Below are 18,148 nucleotides of genomic sequence, written 5' to 3'. Positions count from 1 at the left end.
TCTTGATAAATTATGTAAATTTGTAAATATTTTTGTGCACAAATCATTATTTTAATCGATTTGTAAAAAAAACTTTTCAAAAAAGTAAAAATTTATACATATAAAAACTTATACAAAGCTCTTGTGGATAAAATATAATTAAAATTACTTATCCACAAGAAAATAAAAATTTAAATTTGCTGGATATTTGTATAAGTTTATTTTTTATTTTGAATTTTATTTTTATAATTAATCAATTGATGGTTTTAGAAATTTTTTAAAAAACCTACTTATATATTTTTTAAAATTTTCCTTATTTTTGATAGTAAAATCATATTTAAAATTTTTTGTATTTTTTTCTTTAAAACCTTGACTTTATACCGTTATTTAAATATAATAAAAGACAGCGTAAAATAATAGGAGGTGATAATATGAAGAGAACTTATCAACCAAATAGAAGAAAAAGAAAAAAAGACCATGGCTTTAGAAAAAGAATGTCAACTCCCGCTGGAAGAAGAGTTTTAAAATCCAGAAGACAAAAGGGAAGAAAGAAATTATCTGCATAATAAAAAAGCTGCGGCTTTTTTATATTGTAGGTAGATAAAAGTTAGGTTTTATTCTAATGGAAAAACAATATAGTTTAAGAAAGAATGTAGACTTTGAAAGAGTTTATAAAAAATCTAAGCACTACTACAATAGAGATTTTACCGTTTTTATTAAAAATAACGGTGTAAATAGGCCAAGGTTTGGCTTTTCTATTTCTAAAAAAATAGGTAAGGCCAACCAAAGAAACAAACTTAAAAGAAGACTTAGGTCAATAGTTTATGAAAATTATAAAAATATTAATAATGTTGATATAATTATAGTTCCAAAAAAACACACTACAGATTTTACTTATCAAAAACTTAAATCTTCTTTGGGACACGTACTTAATAAAGCCTTTAAGGATAAGAAAATTAGATATGTTAAATAAACTTTTTCTAATATTAATTAGATTTTATCAATTGTTTATTTCTCCACTATTAGGCTCTGGAAAATGTAAATATTATCCTACTTGTAGCCAATATGCCATTGACTGTTTTAAAAAGTATAATTTTTTAAAAGCCTTTTTTAAGGCTTGTTGGAGAATTCTAAGGTGCAATCCTTTTTCTAAAGGAGGATATGATCCGGCCTAGCAATTGATTTTTTATATTTACACTAGAGATTAGGAGAGATAATGTTAAGTTTTATAGCACAAATTTTGGGTAGCCTAATGAAACTTATTTATGATTCTTTGGTAAACAATTTTACTGAACCATCTAATATGAGTTTTTATGCTATCTCAATTATTTTAATGACAGTTTTGGTATCATTAATCACAATACCAATGACTATGAACCAACAAAAACAAGCGGCAAAAAGTGGAGAAATTCAACCAAAAGTTGAAGAAATAAAGAAAAAATATGCCTATGATCCTCAAATAATGCAACAAAAAATGCAACAATTATATAAGGAAGAAGGAGTAGGACCTGGACTTTCTTCTTGCTTGGTAATGATTTTCCAACTTTTAATACTTTTATCTTTATATAGGGTAATTCAAAATCCGGATAAATTTGTTTTTGCTGGTAAAATGCATGCAATTAGAGATGATTTTTTGTGGGTACCAACCCTTTCTAAGGCAGATCCTTTATTTTATGGTTTGCCACTTTTAACAAGTATAAGCCAATTAGGTGTTCAAATATTTACAATGAAAACTTCACCTCAAGGTCAAGTTCAAAATACTCCAGGTATGGGTTCTATGAATAATATGCTCTTGGCTATGCCAGTTGTTTATTATTTTGTTTTTAGAAATCTTCCTGCAGGTTTGCCATTATATTGGACAACAAGTTCACTTGCAAGACTTATAATTCTTGGAGGACAATATTTGATTGGCCTAAGAAAAAGAGATAAAGAGGAAGAAGATGAAAAGATCAATAGTAAAAACAGCCAAAACTAAAGATGAAGCTATTAATTTAGCTTTAAAAGAAATTAATAAAAATATTGATGAAGTTGATGTTGAAGTAATAGAAGAAGAATCAAGTGGGTTTTTAGGCTTAATTGGTCAAAAAAATGCAGTTGTAAGAATTTCTTATGAAGAAGATATAAAAGAAGGCATTGATTCTTTGATGAAAGAAATTGAAGAAGACAGCAAAAAAGAGCTTGAAGAAGAATTTGATCTTGAAGAATTATCAGAAAAAATTGAAGAAGAAAATTCTTTTGAAACTAACGATCAAGAATATAAAAATTCAACAGAAGATTTAGATATAGAAGAAATAAATGAATCTTTTGACCAAAATATTAATGAAGAAGTATTAGATGAAACAGAAGATGATGGTCAAAAAGAAGATGAAGTTAGCCTATACTATAAGGCCAAAGATTTGTTGGAAGAAATTCTAAACGAAATGCACTTTGAAGATATAAAAGTTATTGGAAATCTTGAAGATAATATTATTAAGCTTGATGCAAAAATCGATCCAAAAGATACCGGTATTGTTATAGGTAAAAATGGTAGGACTCTTGATGCGATTGAAACCGTAATAAGAAAAATTATCAAAGCTAGATCTAATAAGGTTAAGCTTAATATTGACATAAATAACTACAAAAAAAGACGCGATGAAAAAATCATAATGCTAGCTGATAAGGCTTGTAAAAAAGTTTTAAAAACTAGAAAAAGTTGGAATTTAAAATATATGAATTCATATGAAAGAAGACTTGCTCACGAGCAAATTTCAAAATATGATAAGCTTGATTCTCACTCAGAAGGAGTTGAGCCAAAAAGATTCGTTGTAGTTGATTATAAATTAGATTAATCGAAAGGATGTTTCACGTGAAACATCTTTTTTTATTGGTAAAATTAATGTATAATATGGAAAGAATGTTTATGTCAAAGGTAAGCAGTCATTTTAGAAAGGATGAATTATGAGTGAATCTACAATAGCAGCAATTTCTACACCACAAGGAAGCGGTGGTATATCTATAGTTCGTATGAGTGGCGATAAATCTTTTGACATTATTAAAAAGATTTTTAAGCCAATAAATAACAGGCCTTTAGATAAAGAAAAAGACAATAGAATGATGAGATACGGCCATATAGAAAAAGATGGGCGTATTTTTGATGAGGTTATGGTTAATTTTATGAAAGGACCAAATACCTATACTAGAGAAGATATTTGTGAGATAAATTGCCACGGATCTATGATTTCAGTAAGGGATATTTTAAATTTGCTTTTGGATTTAGGATGCGAGCTTGCAGATAGGGGAGAATTTACCAAAAGAGCTTTTCTTAATGGAAGAATAGACTTATCCCAAGCTGAGGCAGTTCTTGATATTATTAATTCAACAAATGAGCTTTCTCAAGAACAAGGATTAAAACAATTATCAGGATTATTGAGAGAAAAAATTGAAGAAATAAGAAAAATTGAGCTTGAAGCCCTATCAAGAATAGAATATTCTATAAATTTCACAGAAGATGGTGAAGACTTGCCTTTAGATGATATTGTTGAATATATGGATAGGGCCTATGATGAAATTAAAAAACTCTTATCAACAGCAAACAAGGGAAAACTTGTAAAAGATGGGATTGAAACAACAATAATAGGAAAGCCAAATGTTGGAAAATCTTCTCTGTTAAATGTTTTATTAAATGAAAATAGGGCAATTGTTACAGATATTCCTGGAACAACTAGAGATTCTATAACTGAATATATAAATCTTGGAAATTTAACCTTAAAAATTAATGATACGGCAGGAATTAGGGAAACTCACGATGAGGTTGAAAAAATTGGAGTTCAAAGGTCAAAAGACTTGGCAAAAGATTCTGATCTTATAATTGCAATTTTTGACAAATCAAGAAAGCTTGACGATGAAGATAAGATAATCTTGGATTTATTAAAGGGGAAAAATGCCATAATAATTTTAAATAAGACAGATTTAGATGGAAAAATTTCAAAAGATGATTTTGATAAGTCTTTCAAAATTATAGAAACATCAATGATTTCAAGAGATGGAATCGACAAATTGGAAGGGGCAATTTTTGAAATTTTTGATTCAAAAGAATTAAACAAGGAATCTTTGATGATTACAAATCTTAGGCATGAAAGATTATTAAACTCTTCAATGAAAAATTTGAAATCATCATTAGATGATATAAAAGCATATGTTCCAATTGATTGTGTAGAAGTTGACTTGAGATTTTCCTATGATGATTTGGGATTAATAATAGGAGAAACTGTTTCTGATGAGATAATGGATAAAGTATTTAGGGAGTTTTGTGTTGGAAAATAATAAGTTAGAAAATAAGAAATATATTGATGAATCCTACGATGTAGTTGTTGTCGGTGCAGGTCATGCAGGTTGTGAAGCAGGACTTGCAACAGCTAGGCTTGGTTTTAAAACTTTAGTTCTTACAACAAGTATGGAATCAGTGGCAGATATGCCATGTAATCCAAATATTGGAGGAACTGGAAAGGGCCATATAGTAAGAGAAATTGACGCTTTGGGTGGAGAAATGGCAATAAATATTGACAAAACCTTTATCCAATCAAGAATGTTAAATACTTCAAAGGGGCCTGCAGTTCATTCACTTAGGGTCCAAGCTGATAAGATAAAATATCACCAAGAGATGAAAAAAACTCTTGAAAACCAAGAAAATCTTGATTTGTTTGAACAAGAAGTAGATAAAATTAATATTGAAGATGGAAAAATAAAAAGTGTCGAAACAATTCAAGGGGCAATTTTTCCAACAAAAGCTTGTATAATTTGTACAGGAACCTATTTAAATGGAAAAATTTTGATGGGAGATTTTCAAAAAACTTCAGGTCCTCATGGACTTTCAGCAGCAACCCATCTTTCAGATAGCCTAGAGGAATTAGGTTTTTCCTTAAGACGTTTTAAAACTGGAACTCCAGCAAGAGTTGACAAGAAAAGCCTAGATTTATCAAAAACTGAAATCCAAAAAGGTGATGACAATATAGTAGCTTTTTCATTTTTAAATGAAGAAAAAGATTTTTCAGATAAAAAACAAGAAGCTTGCTACTTAACATATACAACAGAAAAAACTAAAGAAATAATCATGGAAAATTTGGAAAGATCTCCTATGTATGGTGGACTCGTAAAAGGAATTGGACCAAGATATTGCCCATCAATAGAAGATAAAATGGTAAGATTTCCAGATAGGGACATCCACCAAGTTTTTATAGAACCAGAAAGCTTGTCAACAGATGAGATGTATGTTCAAGGAGTTTCATCAACCCTGCCACAAGAAGTTCAAAAAGAATTTTATAAAACCATAGAAGGTTTAGAAAATTGTAAAATCATTAGACCTGCATATGGAATTGAATATGATTGTTTGGATTCTACAAATTTAAAAAGAAGCTTAGAGTCAAAAGAAATTGAAAATCTATTTTTTGCAGGTCAAATAAATGGATCAAGTGGCTATGAAGAGGCAGCAGGACAAGGACTTATTGCAGGAATTAATGCAGCTTTGAAGTTAAGAGGAGAAAAACCTCTTATCTTAGATAGGTCAGATGCATACATTGGAGTTTTGATTGATGATTTGGTTACCAAGGGAACAAATGAACCTTACAGAATGATGACTTCAAGATGTGAATATAGACTTACCATGAGACAAGATAATGCTGATTTTAGACTAACTGAAAAGGGTCATGAAATTGGTCTTGTAACAGATGAACGTTATGAAAAAATGCTAAGAAAAAGAGAAAATATTGACAAAGAGATAGATAGGCTAAAAAATATAATGATTAGTCCAAACAAGGAAAACAATGAAATTTTGGAAAAAATTGGATCTAGTCCACTAAAAACTGGATACACCTTATTTGATTTAATAAAAAGACCAGAACTTACTTATAAAAAACTTGAAATTTTGGATCCAGATAGGCCATCTCTTCCAAAATTCCAACAAATTCAAGTCCAAACTGAAATAAAATACCAAGGCTATATTAAAAAACAAATGGCAGATATAGGAAAATTCAAAAAACTTGAAAATAAAAAATTAGACCATGATTTAGATTACAGCAAAATAAAGGGACTTAAAAAAGAATCAGCAGAAAAATTAAACAAAATAAAACCAGATTCAATAGGTCAAGCCTCAAGAATTTCTGGTGTATCTCCTGCTGATATAAATGTTTTGCTAATTAGGCTAAAAGCAGGTGAATTGAATGGATAAATTTATCAAATATCAAGAAATGTTGATTGAAACAAACAAAAAATTTAATCTAACAAGCATTGATGATCCAGATCAAATAAAAATAAAACATTTCGAGGATTCTCTTACCATAAAAAATTATATTAATAAGGGAATGAAAGTTTTAGATATTGGCTCCGGTGCTGGTTTTCCTGGAATTCCTTTAAGAATAGAAAAAGAATTTGACTTAACTTTGATTGATTCAGTAAATAAAAAAGTAAACTTTATGAATGAAGTTATAGAAGAGCTGGGTCTAGATAATACAAGGGCAATTCACGTAAGAGCAGAAGATTATGCAAAAGAACACAGGGAAGAATTCGATTTAGTAATTTCAAGAGCTGTTGCCAATCTATCAACACTATTGGAGTACTCCCTACCATTTTTAAAAGTTGGTGGGATTTTTATAGCTATGAAGGGTCCAAAAGCAGAAGAAGAATATAAAGATGCTCAAAACGCTTTAAAAATTTTGGGTGGAGAGCTTATTAATATAGATACCATCGACTTACATGGAAATACTAGAAAAAATATTTTGATAAAAAAGGTAAGGTCAACAAAAAAGAAATATCCTAGAGGAAAAAATCAAGCGAAAAAAAATCCATTATAATAAAAAGAAAAAATGTTTCACGTGAAACATTTTTTTATTGATTTATGTTATACTATTATAAGAAAAGAGGTTTTATGAAAGCACAAATTTTTTCAGTTGGTACGGAAATATTATTAGGGAATATTACCGACACCAATTCGCAATTTATAGCAAGAAAACTTACAGAATTTGGTATAGACGTATATAAAATGGCAACTGTTGGAGATAATTTCGAAAGACTATATAAGGCTTTGAAAGATGCTTTGGGAAAAGTTGATTATATTTTTGTAACAGGAGGTCTTGGACCTACTGAAGATGATATTAGCAAGGAAGTTGCTATAAAAGTATTAGGAAAAGAAAAACAAGTAGTAGTTGATGAAAGATCTAAAAAAAGGCTTGAAGATTATTTTTATAAAAAGAAAAAAGCCATGAATGTAAATTTAAAGCAAGCAAAATTTCCAAAAGATGCAATAATTTTAGATAATGATCGAGGTACTGCTCCAGGATGTATAATGGGAGAGGAAACAAAAATCATTTTACTTCCAGGTCCTCCAAGAGAAATGGAATATATGTTTGTAAATAAGCTTGAAGGTCATTTGAAAAAAGATGCTATTATAAAATCTAAAAATTTAAGGATTGGACTTTTGGGTGAGTGGGATATGGCAAATAGGATTGATTTGTCATCGGCTAATCCAACTATTTCTCCTTATTTTGATAATGAAGGTGGATTTTTAAGAATTACTGCCAAGGCCAAAAGCGATAAAGAAGCTCAAAAACTATTAGATGAAAAAGAAGAAGAAGTCAAAAAAGTCTTTAAAAATCTCTTGATATCTGATGATGGACTTAAAAAAGAAGAAACTTTGATAAATTTACTTAGAAAAAGAGACGAAAAAGTTTCAACAACAGAATCTGTTACGGGAGGGCTAATTGCTTCATCAATAATTGATATTAACGGAGCAAGTGATGTAATAGAAGAATCCTATATAACTTATTCCGATAGGATTAAGGAGAAAATTTTAAATGTTTCACGTGAAACACTTAACAAATATAGTGCTGTTAGTTTTGAGTGTGCAGATGAGATGGTTGAAGGCTTGTATGAAAAAACAAATTCAGATTTATGCATAGCTACAACAGGATATGCACATAAGGGACTTGTTTTTTTGGCTATAAAATATAAAGATCAAAAAATAATTAAGAAATTCCATTTTGCAAAAGACAGAAATAAGGCAAGGCTATTTACAAAAAACAGGGCCTTGGACCTTGCTATTTTAATGATGAGAGGTGACTATGAAGACAATATCGATTTTTAATCAAAAAGGTGGAGTGGGAAAGACTACAAGTGTTGTAAATCTTTCTGTAGCCCTAGAAAAATTAGGAAAAAAAGTTTTGGTTATAGATTTTGATCCTCAAGCAAACACAACTACTGGTCTTGGTTTTGATAAAAGTAATCAAGAAAAATCAGTATATAAGATGTTTTATGATGAGGATGGTAATTATAAGGATTACATAGTAAAAAGTGAAGATGGACCATATTTAATTCCTAGTGAAAATTCCCTATCAGGACTTGAAGTTGAACTTGTTAGCCTTGATCAAGAAGAAAGACTTAAAATGCTTGATCAAATTATTAAAGAAATAAAAGAAGATTTCGATTTAATTTTAATTGATTGCCCACCATCATTGGGTCTTTTATCATTAAATGCCCTTGTAGCGAGCGATTCTATAATAATTCCTATTCAAACTGAATACTATGCCCTCGAAGGGGTAAGTGAATTGTTAAAAACCTACGATACTATCAAAAATTCTATAAAAGAAGATTTGGAAATTGAAGGAGTTTTGCTTTGTATGTTTGATAAAAATACAAATCTATCATACGAAGTTGTGGAAGAAGTTAAAAGATTTTTCAAAGAAAAAGTCTTTAGGACTATGATTCCAAGAAATATAAAACTTGCTGAAGCTCCTTCATTTGGAAAATCTGTAATCCTTTATGATGAAAAATCAAAAGGAGCAAGGGCTTATATGGCTTTGGCTAAAGAAATTATAGAAAATATTTTTGGGAAAAATAATTTAGAAAAAGACTCAAATGATTGTAAAACAGAAGATAAAAAAGAGCATAAAAAAGCAATTAAAAATTTAGATAAAAATAAAGAAAATAACAAAGAAAATTCTGACCAATCTAATGATGAAAATTTAAGTGATGAGAATAAATTAGATGAAGGTAAAGAGATAATTGATAAAAAAAATGAAAATTTTGAAGATGGGATAGTAAAGAAAAATAAATTTTCTTTTGACCAAAATAAGCTGATAAACAATGAAAAGAGGGATTAACTATGACAAACAAATCTTTGGGCAGGGGACTTGGATCTCTTATTCCAGAAAATAATAAAAAAAATAAGGCCATAGTTAGAATTCCTATGGAAAAAATTTATCCTAGAGATGACCAACCAAGAAAGAAATTTGATGACAAATCCCTTGAGGGTTTAAGCCAATCTATTGAAAAATATGGTTTGTTAAATCCTATAGTTCTTAGAAAAAATGGAATAAGATATGAAATAATTGCTGGTGAACGTAGGTTTAGGGCAAGCAAATTATTGGGACTTAAAGAAATTGAAGCTATAATAAAAAATGTTGATAATAAGGATATTGATATTTTATCGATAGTAGAAAATGTTCAAAGAGAAGATTTATCAGGTCTTGAAGAAGCTAATGCCTACAATGAACTTTCAAAAAATTATGGAATGACTCAAGATGAGATAGCAAAAACTGTAGGAAAGTCTAGGTCTTATATAGGAAATACTCTAAGGCTTTTAAAACTTGATGAAAATTCAAAAAAAGAACTTGAAGAAGGGAATATCTCACCTTCCCAAGCAAGAACTCTTCTTTCTATAAAAGATGAAGATGAAAGAAAAAAAAGTCTTAATGATTTCAAAAATAGGAAAACCAACATAAGAAAAGTTGAAAAAATTTCTAAAAATAAAAAAACAAAAACTGACAATGAAGATAAGTTAGATAGGATTTTATTTGAAGATTTTGAGGAAAAATTTATTGAACTTTTAAATTCAAAAGTTGAAATCAAAAAGAATAAGGGTAATTATAAGGTTACTATAGATTGCGTTTCTATTGATGATATAGAAAATTTGTATTGGAGAATAAAAAATGGAAAAGAATAAAATGGTAGATTTTTCTGTAGATGAGCTTATTGATAACACCAGAAAAAAAACAGCAAATCCTGGAGGAGGAGCGGTAACAAGTCTTGTAGGAAATCTAGGTTTAAATTTGATTTTAATGATGGCAAAAAAAGATTATGGTGATGAAAGATTAAATAAAAAATCACAAAAACTTGAGAAAAAATTTAAAAAATATGCTGAAGAATTAAAAGATTTGATGCAAGAAGATATTGATAAGGTAAATGTTTTGATTAAGGCCTATAAAGATAATCAGATTAATGATTATGACAAGTATATAGTTGATGCCAATAAGGCTCCAAAAAGAACGATTGAGCTTATGATTATTGTTTTGCAAGATTGTGATTTTATTTTAAAACATGGTAATATTGCTGCAATCAGCGATGGAGAAATAGGTCTTAGGCTTGTAAAAGAAGCTATCCATTCTTCCTTTATTAATCTTATTATGAATGAAGAAAATATTAGTGATCCAAATCATAAAAAAACAAATTACAAATCTATTATAAATTTCTGTGATAAATTGTATAAGGATAATATGAAAATCATCAAGGAGAGGGAAAAGAAATGGGACAAATAATAGCTATAGTAGTCTTGTTTATTTTGGTTATATTAGAATATTCTATGATTAAGGCCAATAATAACAAATTAAAAAGACAAAAAAGAAGATATGACCACCTACTTAGGGGTAAAGATCCCGATATAAATCTAGAAGAATTAATTTTACAATTAAATGATCAAATTGAACAATCAAACAGAGAAATTAAATCTCTTGACCAAAGGTCTTCCGATACAAAAAACTCTACAATGGGAGCTGTTAGCAAGATGGCAGTTGTTCATTATGATGCCTTTGACAGCCAAAGAGGAAGGAATTCATTTTCTCTTACTCTTTTAGATTCTTACCATAATGGAATAATTTTGACAAATCTTTATTCTCAAGATGGTTCAAACACTTACCTTAAAGAAATAACAAATGGTGAAAGTGAAATTGAACTTTCTGATAGAGAAAAAGAATGTTTAAAAAAAGCAAAATTATAGAAGATAAATTAATTAATTAGGGTATAATATATATGCTAATATCGATTTATGATTAGGAGGTAATTATGGCACACGATGGAGTTATGGAGCTTGCTACTGAAAATATTAGGGGTAAAAACCGCAGAATAGTATTTCCAGAAGGCAATGACTCAAGAGTCCTAAGAGCAGCTATTAGACATCAAAATGATGGACTTATAGTTCCAATACTTTTGGGAGATAGGGAAGAAATTCAAAAAGTAGCAGACGATGAAGGGGTTAAATTAGGTGATATTGAAATCATAAACCCAAGAGAAAGTGAATTACTTGATGAATTAGTTGATAAATACGTTGAAATCAGGAAAGGTAAAAACACCAGAGAAGATGGTGAATATATACTAAAGAAAGACAATAACTACTTTGGTACAATGTTAGTTCAAACTGGCAAAGCAGACGGAATGGTTTCAGGAGCATCAAATCCTACTGGAGATACAGTAAGACCAGCCCTACAACTTATTAAAACAAGAAAAGGTGTAAATAGGGTTTCTGGAGTTATGATTATGCTAGGACCTAACGGAGAAAAATTATTATTTGCAGATACAGCAATAAATATTACTCTTCAATCAAATGAACTTGCAGAAGTGGCAGTAGAAGCAGCAAAAACAGCTGAAGAATTTGGAATTGATCCAATAGTTGCTATGCTATCATTCTCAACAAAAGGATCAGCAAAACATGAACTTGCAAGAAAAGTAGAAGAAGCTACAAAGCTTGCAAAAGAAATGGATCCAGATCTTAAAGTTGACGGAGAAATGCAATTTGATGCAGCAATTTCACCACAAGTTGCAAGAAAGAAAATTCCTAATTCAGATGTAGCAGGAAGAGCAAAAGTATTTATATTCCCAGACCTACAAGCTGCAAATATCGGATATAAAATTGGACAAAGACTTGGAAACTATGAAGCTTTAGGTCCAATACTTCAAGGATTAAACAAACCAGTTAATGACCTATCAAGAGGATGTAACGAAGAAGACGTATATAAACTTACAATTTTAACTGCTAACCAAGTTAGAGATTAATAAAAAATAAGCAAAAGAGACAGTCATAAGATTGGCTCTTTTGTTATACCAAAAATTTAGTTATCAAATATACAAATATTAAAAAACAAGAAAAGAGGTGGTAAATATATTTAAAGAAGAAATAAAGCAAAATTCAAAGGCAGTTCTACCTATAGCTGTTTTGGTTTTAATTTTAAATTTATTTAGACCAGTTGACAATAAATTAATTATAAAATTTTTATTTGGTTGTGCCGGGGTTATACTTGGTCTATCCATATTTTTAATGGGAGTAGACCTTTCAATATCAAAAATTGGATCTTATATGGGTGATTTTATAGCAAAATCTGAAAATATAATTAAGGTTGTACTTTTTGGAATTTTTATAGGATTTATAATTTCTATAGCAGAACCAGATCTTTTGATATTGGCAAATCAAGTAACCAGTGTTCTTGGAATAAAATCTTTTCTGATTGTAGCTATTATTTCAATTGGGGTAGGTATTATGATTGCCATTGGACTTTATAGGATTTTTAAGGAAATAAAATTGTCGACTCTAATGATAATAGTTTATGGAATTATCTTTATTCTTATGTTCATTTCAAACGATTTGGGCCATGCTATAGCTTTTGATGCGTCGGGAGCAACAACAGGAGCTATGACAACTCCATTTATTATTGCCCTAGGTCTTGGAGTAAGTAAATTAAAGGGAGAGAGCAAGGGAGAAGAAAACTCCTTTGGTCTTGTTGGAATAGCATCTGCAGGACCAATCCTTGCAGGCCTTATAATGTCTATGTCAATTGACTCTACAAATGTTTTTCTAGAAGAAGCAGCCCACCAATCTGCTTTGATTTCTGGATTAAAATCTTCAACTTTTGCAATTTTACCCATAAGTTTGGTATTTTTTGTTATGGATAAGTTAGTTTTTAAAATCAAAAACAAAAAGACTTTAAATTTAGGTCTACTTTACACTTATTTAGGTTTAATTTTGTTTTTAACAAGTGTTGAAGGTGGATTTATGGAACTTGCAAGAGTTATGGGAGAAAACTATTCTGACTTTAAATTTGTTCCATTAATTGGATTTATTTTGGGACTTTTGGTTGTTTTGGCAGAACCTGCAGTTTTTGTTTTGTCTGAACAAGTCGAAGAGGTTACAGGGGGATCAATCCATAAGTCATCAATAATGAAGGCCCTATCAATTGGTGTTGCCTTTGCTGTAATGCTTGCTATGTTTAGGATAAAGATAGATGGGTTTAAATTGTGGATGATAATAGGACCTGGATTTTTACTTGCCCTAATTTTATCAAGAAATGTACCTCAACTTTTTGTAGGAATTGCCTTTGACTCTGGAGGAGTTGCATCAGGACCAATGACAGCTACCTTTATTTTAGGATTTTGCCAGGGAGTTGCTGGAAATGTTTCAGATGGATTTGGAGTTATAGCCTTTGTTGCTCTAATGCCAGTAATTACTATAATGATAATGGGTTCTTTTTATAAGGAGGCTATTGAAGGATAATGAAATATTTAAGAATAATAACACCAAGATCTAAGGGATCAAAAATCATGAAGCAATTGAGTGAAAATGGTGCTAAGTCTATAAATTGTCTTTTGGCAGAAGGTTCAGCCAATGATCACATACTAGAAGTTTTGGGTATTGATAAGGAAAAAAAGGAAATAGTTTCAGCCCTTGTTAATGATAGTTTGGTAGATGATTTGTTGGATAATTTGAAAGATAAATTTGACAAGGAAAACACGTCAATAATGTTTACAACACCAGTAGATTATAAAGGAGAAGTTAATATGGAATATGAGGCTTTGTATGTCATAGTTGATAAGGCTAATGCGGACAAGGTAATAGAAATTTCCCAAAAACAAGGGGCAAAAGGAGCAACTGTTGTTCATGGAAGAGGATCTGGAATTCAAAAAAAATCAGTGTTTTTGAATATGACTATTGAGCCTGAAAAAGATATTGTCCTCATGCTTATAAAAAAAGAAATATCTGAAAAGATAAAATCAGCAATTTATGAGGCAATGAATTTGGATGAAAATTCAAAGGGAATCATGTTTTCTCTCCCAGTTTCAGACGTTCGTGGACTTGTTGACCAAATTTAAGACGGTATAATTATTAACATATAAATGGAGGATATTATGAAAGAAATAAATACAAGTGAGTTTGATACACACGTTTTAGAAAATGACGGCATAGTTTTAGTAGATTTTTCAGCAACTTGGTGTGGACCTTGCAAAATGCAAAAACCAGTTCTTGAAGAGATGGAAAGCGAAGTTGATTTTGATATATATTCAGTTGATGTAGACGAAAGTCCAGAGCTTGCAGGAAGATATAATGTAAATGCAGTTCCATCAATGATGCTTTTTAAAGGTGGAGTTTTAAAAAATACCCTAGTAGGCTTTCAAGCAAAAGAAGTTATACTATCTGAAGTAGAAAAACTTAAATAATGTACTACGATATAATTATAGTTGGATTTGGACCTGCAGGAATTTCTGCAGGTCTTAATGCCAGTATAAGAGGAAAAAAAGTTTTAATAATAGGAAAAAAATCCAAATCTTTGGAAAAAAGTCCATCAATAAAAAATTATTTGGGTTTTAATGATATAAAAGGATCTGATTTATACAATAATTTTATAGATCATATCAAAAATTATCCTGTAGAAATATTAGATAAGAAAATAAAGGCAGTTTATGCTATGGGAGAGTATTTTTCTGTTGATTTGGGAGAGAAAATGCTTACTTCAAAAGCTTGCATAATAGCAGCAGGAGTGGATATGGGAAAATCCGTCGAGGGAGAAGATAAATTTTTTGCCAAGGGAATTTCTTATTGTGCAACTTGTGATGCGAGCCTTTATAAAGGAAAGAAAGTTGTTTTACTTGGAATGAATGATGAGGCAATCGAAGAAGCTAATTTCATTAATAAAATGGCAAGTCAAACTATTTTTGTAAATCCAAGTAAAAAAGATGTAAAACTTGATGATGGTATAGAAATTATAAACAAAAAAGCAGAAAAGTTTACAGGAAATTTAAAGGCAGAAAGTTTAATTTTGGAAGACGGGCAAGAGCTAAAGGCTGATGGTTTTTTTATAATAAAAAACTCATCAAAACCAGAAAGCCTTGTTCCATCAATAGAAATTGAAGATGGTCATATAAAAGTAAATTATGATATGACTACAAATATAAAAGGACTTTTTGCTTGTGGAGATATAACGGGAAGACCGTATCAAATTAACAAGGCAGTTGGTCAAGGACAAATTGCAGGATTAAATGCAGCAAGTTTTATAAGTAAAAACAAATAAGTGTTTCACGTGAAACAAAAAATGTCATACCTTTTGGTGTGGCATTAATTTTTTGAAATTTAAACATTAAGAAATAATTTGAAAAGATAATTTGCAAAGAACATAATTAATACATAATTAAAATTAATTATCAAAAACATTCTTTCTTTTTACTTGAAAATTATCATATTATATGTAGAATAATATCTAAGTAGATTTTTCTATTTAGATTTCAGTCTATAAATTGTAAGGAGGTTTATATGACAAAAAGACACATAGATTTTTTTGAATTTAATAACTCTATTTTTTCTATGATTAGAGAAATATCACATAAGATAGATTTGCTTTTACAAGAGACAGCTCAAGAGTTGGGTGTTACAACCCTTCAACTTAAGATGATTATGACCTTATCAGCAGCCGATGAGTCAGTTTCTATAGGAAATCTTGGGAAGTCAATTGGAGTAAATGGCGGAAATATTTCTAATATTTGTAAAAAATTGGAAAAACAAGGATTTGTTGATAGAAATAGATCAGATGAAGATGAGAGGGTTGTTAATGTAAAATTAACAGAAAAAGGCTTTGATGCGGCTGAAAAAGTAAGCAAATATTTCGACAAGATTAAGCCAGAAGTTGAAGAAAAATCCATTAATTCTAATTTAAAAACTATAATTAATGAACTAGATTCACTTGATAATTTATTAGATGATTATATTGTTAGGAGTGGTTTATAGATGCCATCAATAAAAAAAGGCAAAAGACCTCTGGTCTATTACTGGATTATTGCCATAGTAGCCTTTTTGGTTATACAACAAGTATTACAACCAATTAGGGCAGAAGGAAAACCAAAGGAAATAACTTATTCACAGTTTGTTTCAATGATAGACAATGGACAAGTTAGAGAGGTAACAAAAGACGATTACAATTACACTTTCACAGCTGTAGTTGATGGTGACAAACAAAATTTCATTACAGGTTTGTGGCCAGATACAGATCTTACTGAAAGACTTCTTGAGGCTAGTAAAAAGCATAAAAATCTAACCTTTACCAAAGAAGTAGAAACAAAGATGAGCCCATGGCTTACTTTATTTGTAACAAGTATTTTGCCTTTGTTATTTTTGCTTTTGATTTTTTACATGGCAAATAGGTCCCTATCAAAGACTATGGGAGGCCGTGGAGGCGGAGACTTTATGAATTTTGGCAAGTCAAATGCCAAAATTTATATGGAAAATAAAACTGGAAAAACTTTTGCGGATGTTGCAGGTCAAGAAGAGGCAAAAGATAGTTTAAATGAGGTTGTAGATTTTTTACATGGACCTCAAAAATATAAGGAAATTGGTGCAGTTTTACCAAAGGGAGTTTTACTTGTAGGACCTCCAGGAACTGGTAAAACTTTACTTGCAAAAGCAGTAGCTGGTGAAGCTAATGTTCCATTTTTCTCAATTTCAGGTTCTGAATTTGTAGAAATGTTTGTAGGAATGGGAGCAAGCAAGGTTCGTGATCTTTTCAAACAAGCAAAGGAAAAAGCTCCTTGTATAGTATTTATCGATGAGATAGATGCAATTGGTAAAAAACGTGATGTTTCTGGATATTCTGGAAACGATGAACGTGAACAAACCTTAAACCAATTGTTAAATGAAATGGACGGATTTGATGCGACTGAGGGAGTAGTTTTATTATCTGCAACCAACAGACCAGAAATCCTAGATCCAGCCCTTACAAGACCTGGACGTTTTGATAGAAGAGTTCAAGTAGAACTACCAGACCTAAAGGGTCGTGAGGATATATTAAAAGTTCACGCTAAAAAAATTAAACGTGAAGATGAAATTGATTATGAAGAAATTGCAAAAAGAACGGCAGGAACTTCTGGTGCTGACCTTGCAAATATTGTAAACGAGGGAGCCTTAAGAGCTGTTAGGGAAGGACGTAAAAAATTAACCCAAACAGACCTTGAAGAATCAATTGAAACAGTTATAGCTGGTGCCCAAAAGAAAAATGCAGTTATATCGGATGATCAAAAGAAAATCATTGCTTATCACGAAGTAGGACATGCCCTAGTTGCAGCAATTCAAACACAAAAAACCCCAGTAACAAAAATTACAATTGTACCAAGAACTGGTGGAGCCTTGGGTTATACAATGACTGTCGATAAGGATGAGAAATTTATTATGACTAAACAAGAGCTATTTGATGAAATAGTGACCTTGGCAGGAGGAAGAAGTTCGGAAGAATTAATTTTTAATGCCAAAACTACTGGAGCAAGCAACGATATAGAAAAAGCCACAGCCATAGCAAGAAATATGGTAACAATTTATGGTATGGATGATGACTTTGACTTTATGCAACTTGAACAAATTCAAGGAAGGTATCTTGGAGGTCAAAGATCAATGATAGTTTCAAGCGGAACTGGAGATAAGATTGACCAAAAGGTTGGAAAAATTATCGCTCAAGCTCACATGAGAGCTATAGAAATTCTTAAAGATAATCTTGAAAAACTTCATGAAATTTCAGATTTTCTTTTAAAAGAAGAAACAATAACAGGCGAACAATTTATGGAAATATTAAATAGAAAACCTGTAGAAAATAAAGAAATTTCTAAAGAAGAGCTTTCAAATGAAAATAAATTAGAAGATAAAGCAATCGAAGATGAAACAAAAACATCAGACGAGATAAAAGAAAATTTTAGTGAAAATTCAAATGAAGATTTGAAAGAGGAAGATGCTTTAGAGGAAAATGAAAATAATAATGTCATAGCCCTAGGCTCTGACGAAGATAAAAAAGAAGATTAAAAAAAGCCCTTCGGGGCTATTTTTTTTGAAAATTTTTAAAAAAAAATG

At 30.3% G+C, this 18,148-nt stretch carries 20 protein-coding genes; all 20 read left to right on the top strand.

The window, feature by feature from the left end:
• Positions 1 to 410 precede the first annotated feature (410 nt).
• A complete protein-coding gene (rpmH, locus tag BN3265_RS09075) occupies positions 411 to 545 on the top strand; it encodes a 50S ribosomal protein L34 (RefSeq protein WP_004815746.1) in 135 nt (44 codons plus the stop codon).
• Between the two features lie 56 nt (positions 546 to 601).
• A complete protein-coding gene (gene rnpA / locus BN3265_RS09070) occupies positions 602 to 952 on the top strand; it encodes a ribonuclease P protein component (protein WP_058991246.1) in 351 nt (116 codons plus the stop codon).
• Complete coding sequence (yidD, locus tag BN3265_RS09065; RefSeq protein ID WP_049690378.1) at positions 942 to 1,154, top strand: membrane protein insertion efficiency factor YidD; 213 nt, start codon at positions 942 to 944, stop codon at positions 1,152 to 1,154. Before rnpA ends, yidD begins: the two co-directional genes overlap by 11 nt.
• 41 nt (positions 1,155 to 1,195) lie before the next feature.
• On the top strand, positions 1,196 to 1,954 hold the full coding sequence (locus BN3265_RS09060) for a YidC/Oxa1 family membrane protein insertase (RefSeq protein ID WP_058991245.1): 759 nt from the start codon (positions 1,196 to 1,198) through the stop codon (positions 1,952 to 1,954).
• The gene (gene jag, locus BN3265_RS09055; RefSeq protein ID WP_058991244.1) at positions 1,920 to 2,807 is read left to right on the top strand and encodes an RNA-binding cell elongation regulator Jag/EloR; all 888 of its coding nucleotides are present in this window, start codon (positions 1,920 to 1,922) and stop codon (positions 2,805 to 2,807) included. The genes BN3265_RS09060 and jag overlap by 35 nt, the downstream gene beginning before the upstream one ends.
• 109 nt (positions 2,808 to 2,916) lie before the next feature.
• Complete coding sequence (gene mnmE / locus BN3265_RS09050; protein WP_058991243.1) at positions 2,917 to 4,281, top strand: tRNA uridine-5-carboxymethylaminomethyl(34) synthesis GTPase MnmE; 1,365 nt, start codon at positions 2,917 to 2,919, stop codon at positions 4,279 to 4,281.
• Entirely contained in the window at positions 4,271 to 6,181 is a 1,911-nt protein-coding gene (gene mnmG, locus BN3265_RS09045) for a tRNA uridine-5-carboxymethylaminomethyl(34) synthesis enzyme MnmG (RefSeq protein ID WP_058991319.1), read from the top strand. The genes mnmE and mnmG overlap by 11 nt, the downstream gene beginning before the upstream one ends.
• A complete protein-coding gene (gene rsmG, locus BN3265_RS09040) occupies positions 6,174 to 6,803 on the top strand; it encodes a 16S rRNA (guanine(527)-N(7))-methyltransferase RsmG (protein ID WP_058991242.1) in 630 nt (209 codons plus the stop codon). Before mnmG ends, rsmG begins: the two co-directional genes overlap by 8 nt.
• A gap of 74 nt (positions 6,804 to 6,877) precedes the next feature.
• A complete protein-coding gene (locus tag BN3265_RS09035) occupies positions 6,878 to 8,092 on the top strand; it encodes a CinA family nicotinamide mononucleotide deamidase-related protein (protein ID WP_058991241.1) in 1,215 nt (404 codons plus the stop codon).
• Positions 8,070 to 9,107 (top strand): ParA family protein, encoded by a 1,038-nt coding sequence (locus BN3265_RS09030; protein WP_058991240.1) that lies wholly within the window; start codon positions 8,070 to 8,072, stop codon positions 9,105 to 9,107. The genes BN3265_RS09035 and BN3265_RS09030 overlap by 23 nt, the downstream gene beginning before the upstream one ends.
• Before the next feature lie 2 nt (positions 9,108 to 9,109).
• A complete protein-coding gene (locus BN3265_RS09025; RefSeq protein WP_058991239.1) occupies positions 9,110 to 9,949 on the top strand; it encodes a ParB/RepB/Spo0J family partition protein in 840 nt (279 codons plus the stop codon).
• Positions 9,936 to 10,541 carry a cyclodeaminase/cyclohydrolase family protein gene (locus BN3265_RS09020; RefSeq protein WP_058991238.1) on the top strand — a complete coding sequence of 202 codons (606 nt, stop codon included), beginning with the start codon at positions 9,936 to 9,938 and terminating at the stop codon, positions 10,539 to 10,541. Before BN3265_RS09025 ends, BN3265_RS09020 begins: the two co-directional genes overlap by 14 nt.
• The gene (locus BN3265_RS09015; protein ID WP_058991237.1) at positions 10,529 to 10,999 is read left to right on the top strand and encodes a DUF4446 family protein; all 471 of its coding nucleotides are present in this window, start codon (positions 10,529 to 10,531) and stop codon (positions 10,997 to 10,999) included. The genes BN3265_RS09020 and BN3265_RS09015 overlap by 13 nt, the downstream gene beginning before the upstream one ends.
• Before the next feature lie 65 nt (positions 11,000 to 11,064).
• On the top strand, positions 11,065 to 12,051 hold the full coding sequence (gene pta, locus BN3265_RS09010) for a phosphate acetyltransferase (protein WP_058991236.1): 987 nt from the start codon (positions 11,065 to 11,067) through the stop codon (positions 12,049 to 12,051).
• Positions 12,052 to 12,148: 97 nt separating this feature from the next.
• Positions 12,149 to 13,543 (top strand): DUF1538 domain-containing protein, encoded by a 1,395-nt coding sequence (locus BN3265_RS09005; protein ID WP_058991235.1) that lies wholly within the window; start codon positions 12,149 to 12,151, stop codon positions 13,541 to 13,543.
• Positions 13,543 to 14,139 (top strand): P-II family nitrogen regulator, encoded by a 597-nt coding sequence (locus tag BN3265_RS09000; RefSeq protein WP_058991234.1) that lies wholly within the window; start codon positions 13,543 to 13,545, stop codon positions 14,137 to 14,139. Before BN3265_RS09005 ends, BN3265_RS09000 begins: the two co-directional genes overlap by 1 nt.
• A gap of 36 nt (positions 14,140 to 14,175) precedes the next feature.
• A complete protein-coding gene (locus tag BN3265_RS08995) occupies positions 14,176 to 14,484 on the top strand; it encodes a thioredoxin family protein (RefSeq protein WP_049690365.1) in 309 nt (102 codons plus the stop codon).
• Positions 14,484 to 15,335 (top strand): NAD(P)/FAD-dependent oxidoreductase, encoded by an 852-nt coding sequence (locus BN3265_RS08990; RefSeq protein WP_058991233.1) that lies wholly within the window; start codon positions 14,484 to 14,486, stop codon positions 15,333 to 15,335. The genes BN3265_RS08995 and BN3265_RS08990 overlap by 1 nt, the downstream gene beginning before the upstream one ends.
• 239 nt (positions 15,336 to 15,574) lie before the next feature.
• Positions 15,575 to 16,045 (top strand): MarR family winged helix-turn-helix transcriptional regulator, encoded by a 471-nt coding sequence (locus BN3265_RS08985; protein ID WP_058991232.1) that lies wholly within the window; start codon positions 15,575 to 15,577, stop codon positions 16,043 to 16,045.
• Positions 16,046 to 18,100, top strand: a complete 2,055-nt coding sequence (ftsH, locus tag BN3265_RS08980) for an ATP-dependent zinc metalloprotease FtsH (RefSeq protein ID WP_058991231.1) — start codon at positions 16,046 to 16,048, stop codon at positions 18,098 to 18,100.
• The last annotated feature ends 48 nt before the right edge of the window (positions 18,101 to 18,148 follow it).

It is taken from the genome of Anaerococcus rubeinfantis (assembly GCF_001487145.1).
Lineage (GTDB): Bacteria > Bacillota > Clostridia > Tissierellales > Peptoniphilaceae > Anaerococcus > Anaerococcus rubeinfantis.
The sequence above is the reverse complement of the archived record's forward strand: the minus strand, read 5'-3'. Positions and strand labels throughout refer to the sequence as shown.

Excerpts from the sequence above, each read along its gene's own strand:
- rpmH (WP_004815746.1), top strand. The coding sequence starts at position 411 with ATGAAGAGAACTTATCAACCAAATAGAAGAAAAAGAAAAAAAGACCAT.
- rnpA (WP_058991246.1), top strand. The coding sequence starts at position 602 with ATGGAAAAACAATATAGTTTAAGAAAGAATGTAGACTTTGAAAGAGTT.
- yidD (WP_049690378.1), top strand. The coding sequence starts at position 942 with ATGTTAAATAAACTTTTTCTAATATTAATTAGATTTTATCAATTGTTT.
- BN3265_RS09060 (WP_058991245.1), top strand. The coding sequence starts at position 1,196 with ATGTTAAGTTTTATAGCACAAATTTTGGGTAGCCTAATGAAACTTATT.
- jag (WP_058991244.1), top strand. The coding sequence starts at position 1,920 with ATGAAAAGATCAATAGTAAAAACAGCCAAAACTAAAGATGAAGCTATT.
- mnmE (WP_058991243.1), top strand. The coding sequence starts at position 2,917 with ATGAGTGAATCTACAATAGCAGCAATTTCTACACCACAAGGAAGCGGT.
- rsmG (WP_058991242.1), top strand. The coding sequence starts at position 6,174 with ATGGATAAATTTATCAAATATCAAGAAATGTTGATTGAAACAAACAAA.
- BN3265_RS09035 (WP_058991241.1), top strand. The coding sequence starts at position 6,878 with ATGAAAGCACAAATTTTTTCAGTTGGTACGGAAATATTATTAGGGAAT.
- BN3265_RS09030 (WP_058991240.1), top strand. The coding sequence starts at position 8,070 with ATGAAGACAATATCGATTTTTAATCAAAAAGGTGGAGTGGGAAAGACT.
- BN3265_RS09025 (WP_058991239.1), top strand. The coding sequence starts at position 9,110 with ATGACAAACAAATCTTTGGGCAGGGGACTTGGATCTCTTATTCCAGAA.
- BN3265_RS09020 (WP_058991238.1), top strand. The coding sequence starts at position 9,936 with ATGGAAAAGAATAAAATGGTAGATTTTTCTGTAGATGAGCTTATTGAT.
- BN3265_RS09015 (WP_058991237.1), top strand. The coding sequence starts at position 10,529 with ATGGGACAAATAATAGCTATAGTAGTCTTGTTTATTTTGGTTATATTA.
- pta (WP_058991236.1), top strand. The coding sequence starts at position 11,065 with ATGGCACACGATGGAGTTATGGAGCTTGCTACTGAAAATATTAGGGGT.
- BN3265_RS09000 (WP_058991234.1), top strand. The coding sequence starts at position 13,543 with ATGAAATATTTAAGAATAATAACACCAAGATCTAAGGGATCAAAAATC.
- BN3265_RS08995 (WP_049690365.1), top strand. The coding sequence starts at position 14,176 with ATGAAAGAAATAAATACAAGTGAGTTTGATACACACGTTTTAGAAAAT.
- BN3265_RS08990 (WP_058991233.1), top strand. The coding sequence starts at position 14,484 with ATGTACTACGATATAATTATAGTTGGATTTGGACCTGCAGGAATTTCT.
- BN3265_RS08985 (WP_058991232.1), top strand. The coding sequence starts at position 15,575 with ATGACAAAAAGACACATAGATTTTTTTGAATTTAATAACTCTATTTTT.
- ftsH (WP_058991231.1), top strand. The coding sequence starts at position 16,046 with ATGCCATCAATAAAAAAAGGCAAAAGACCTCTGGTCTATTACTGGATT.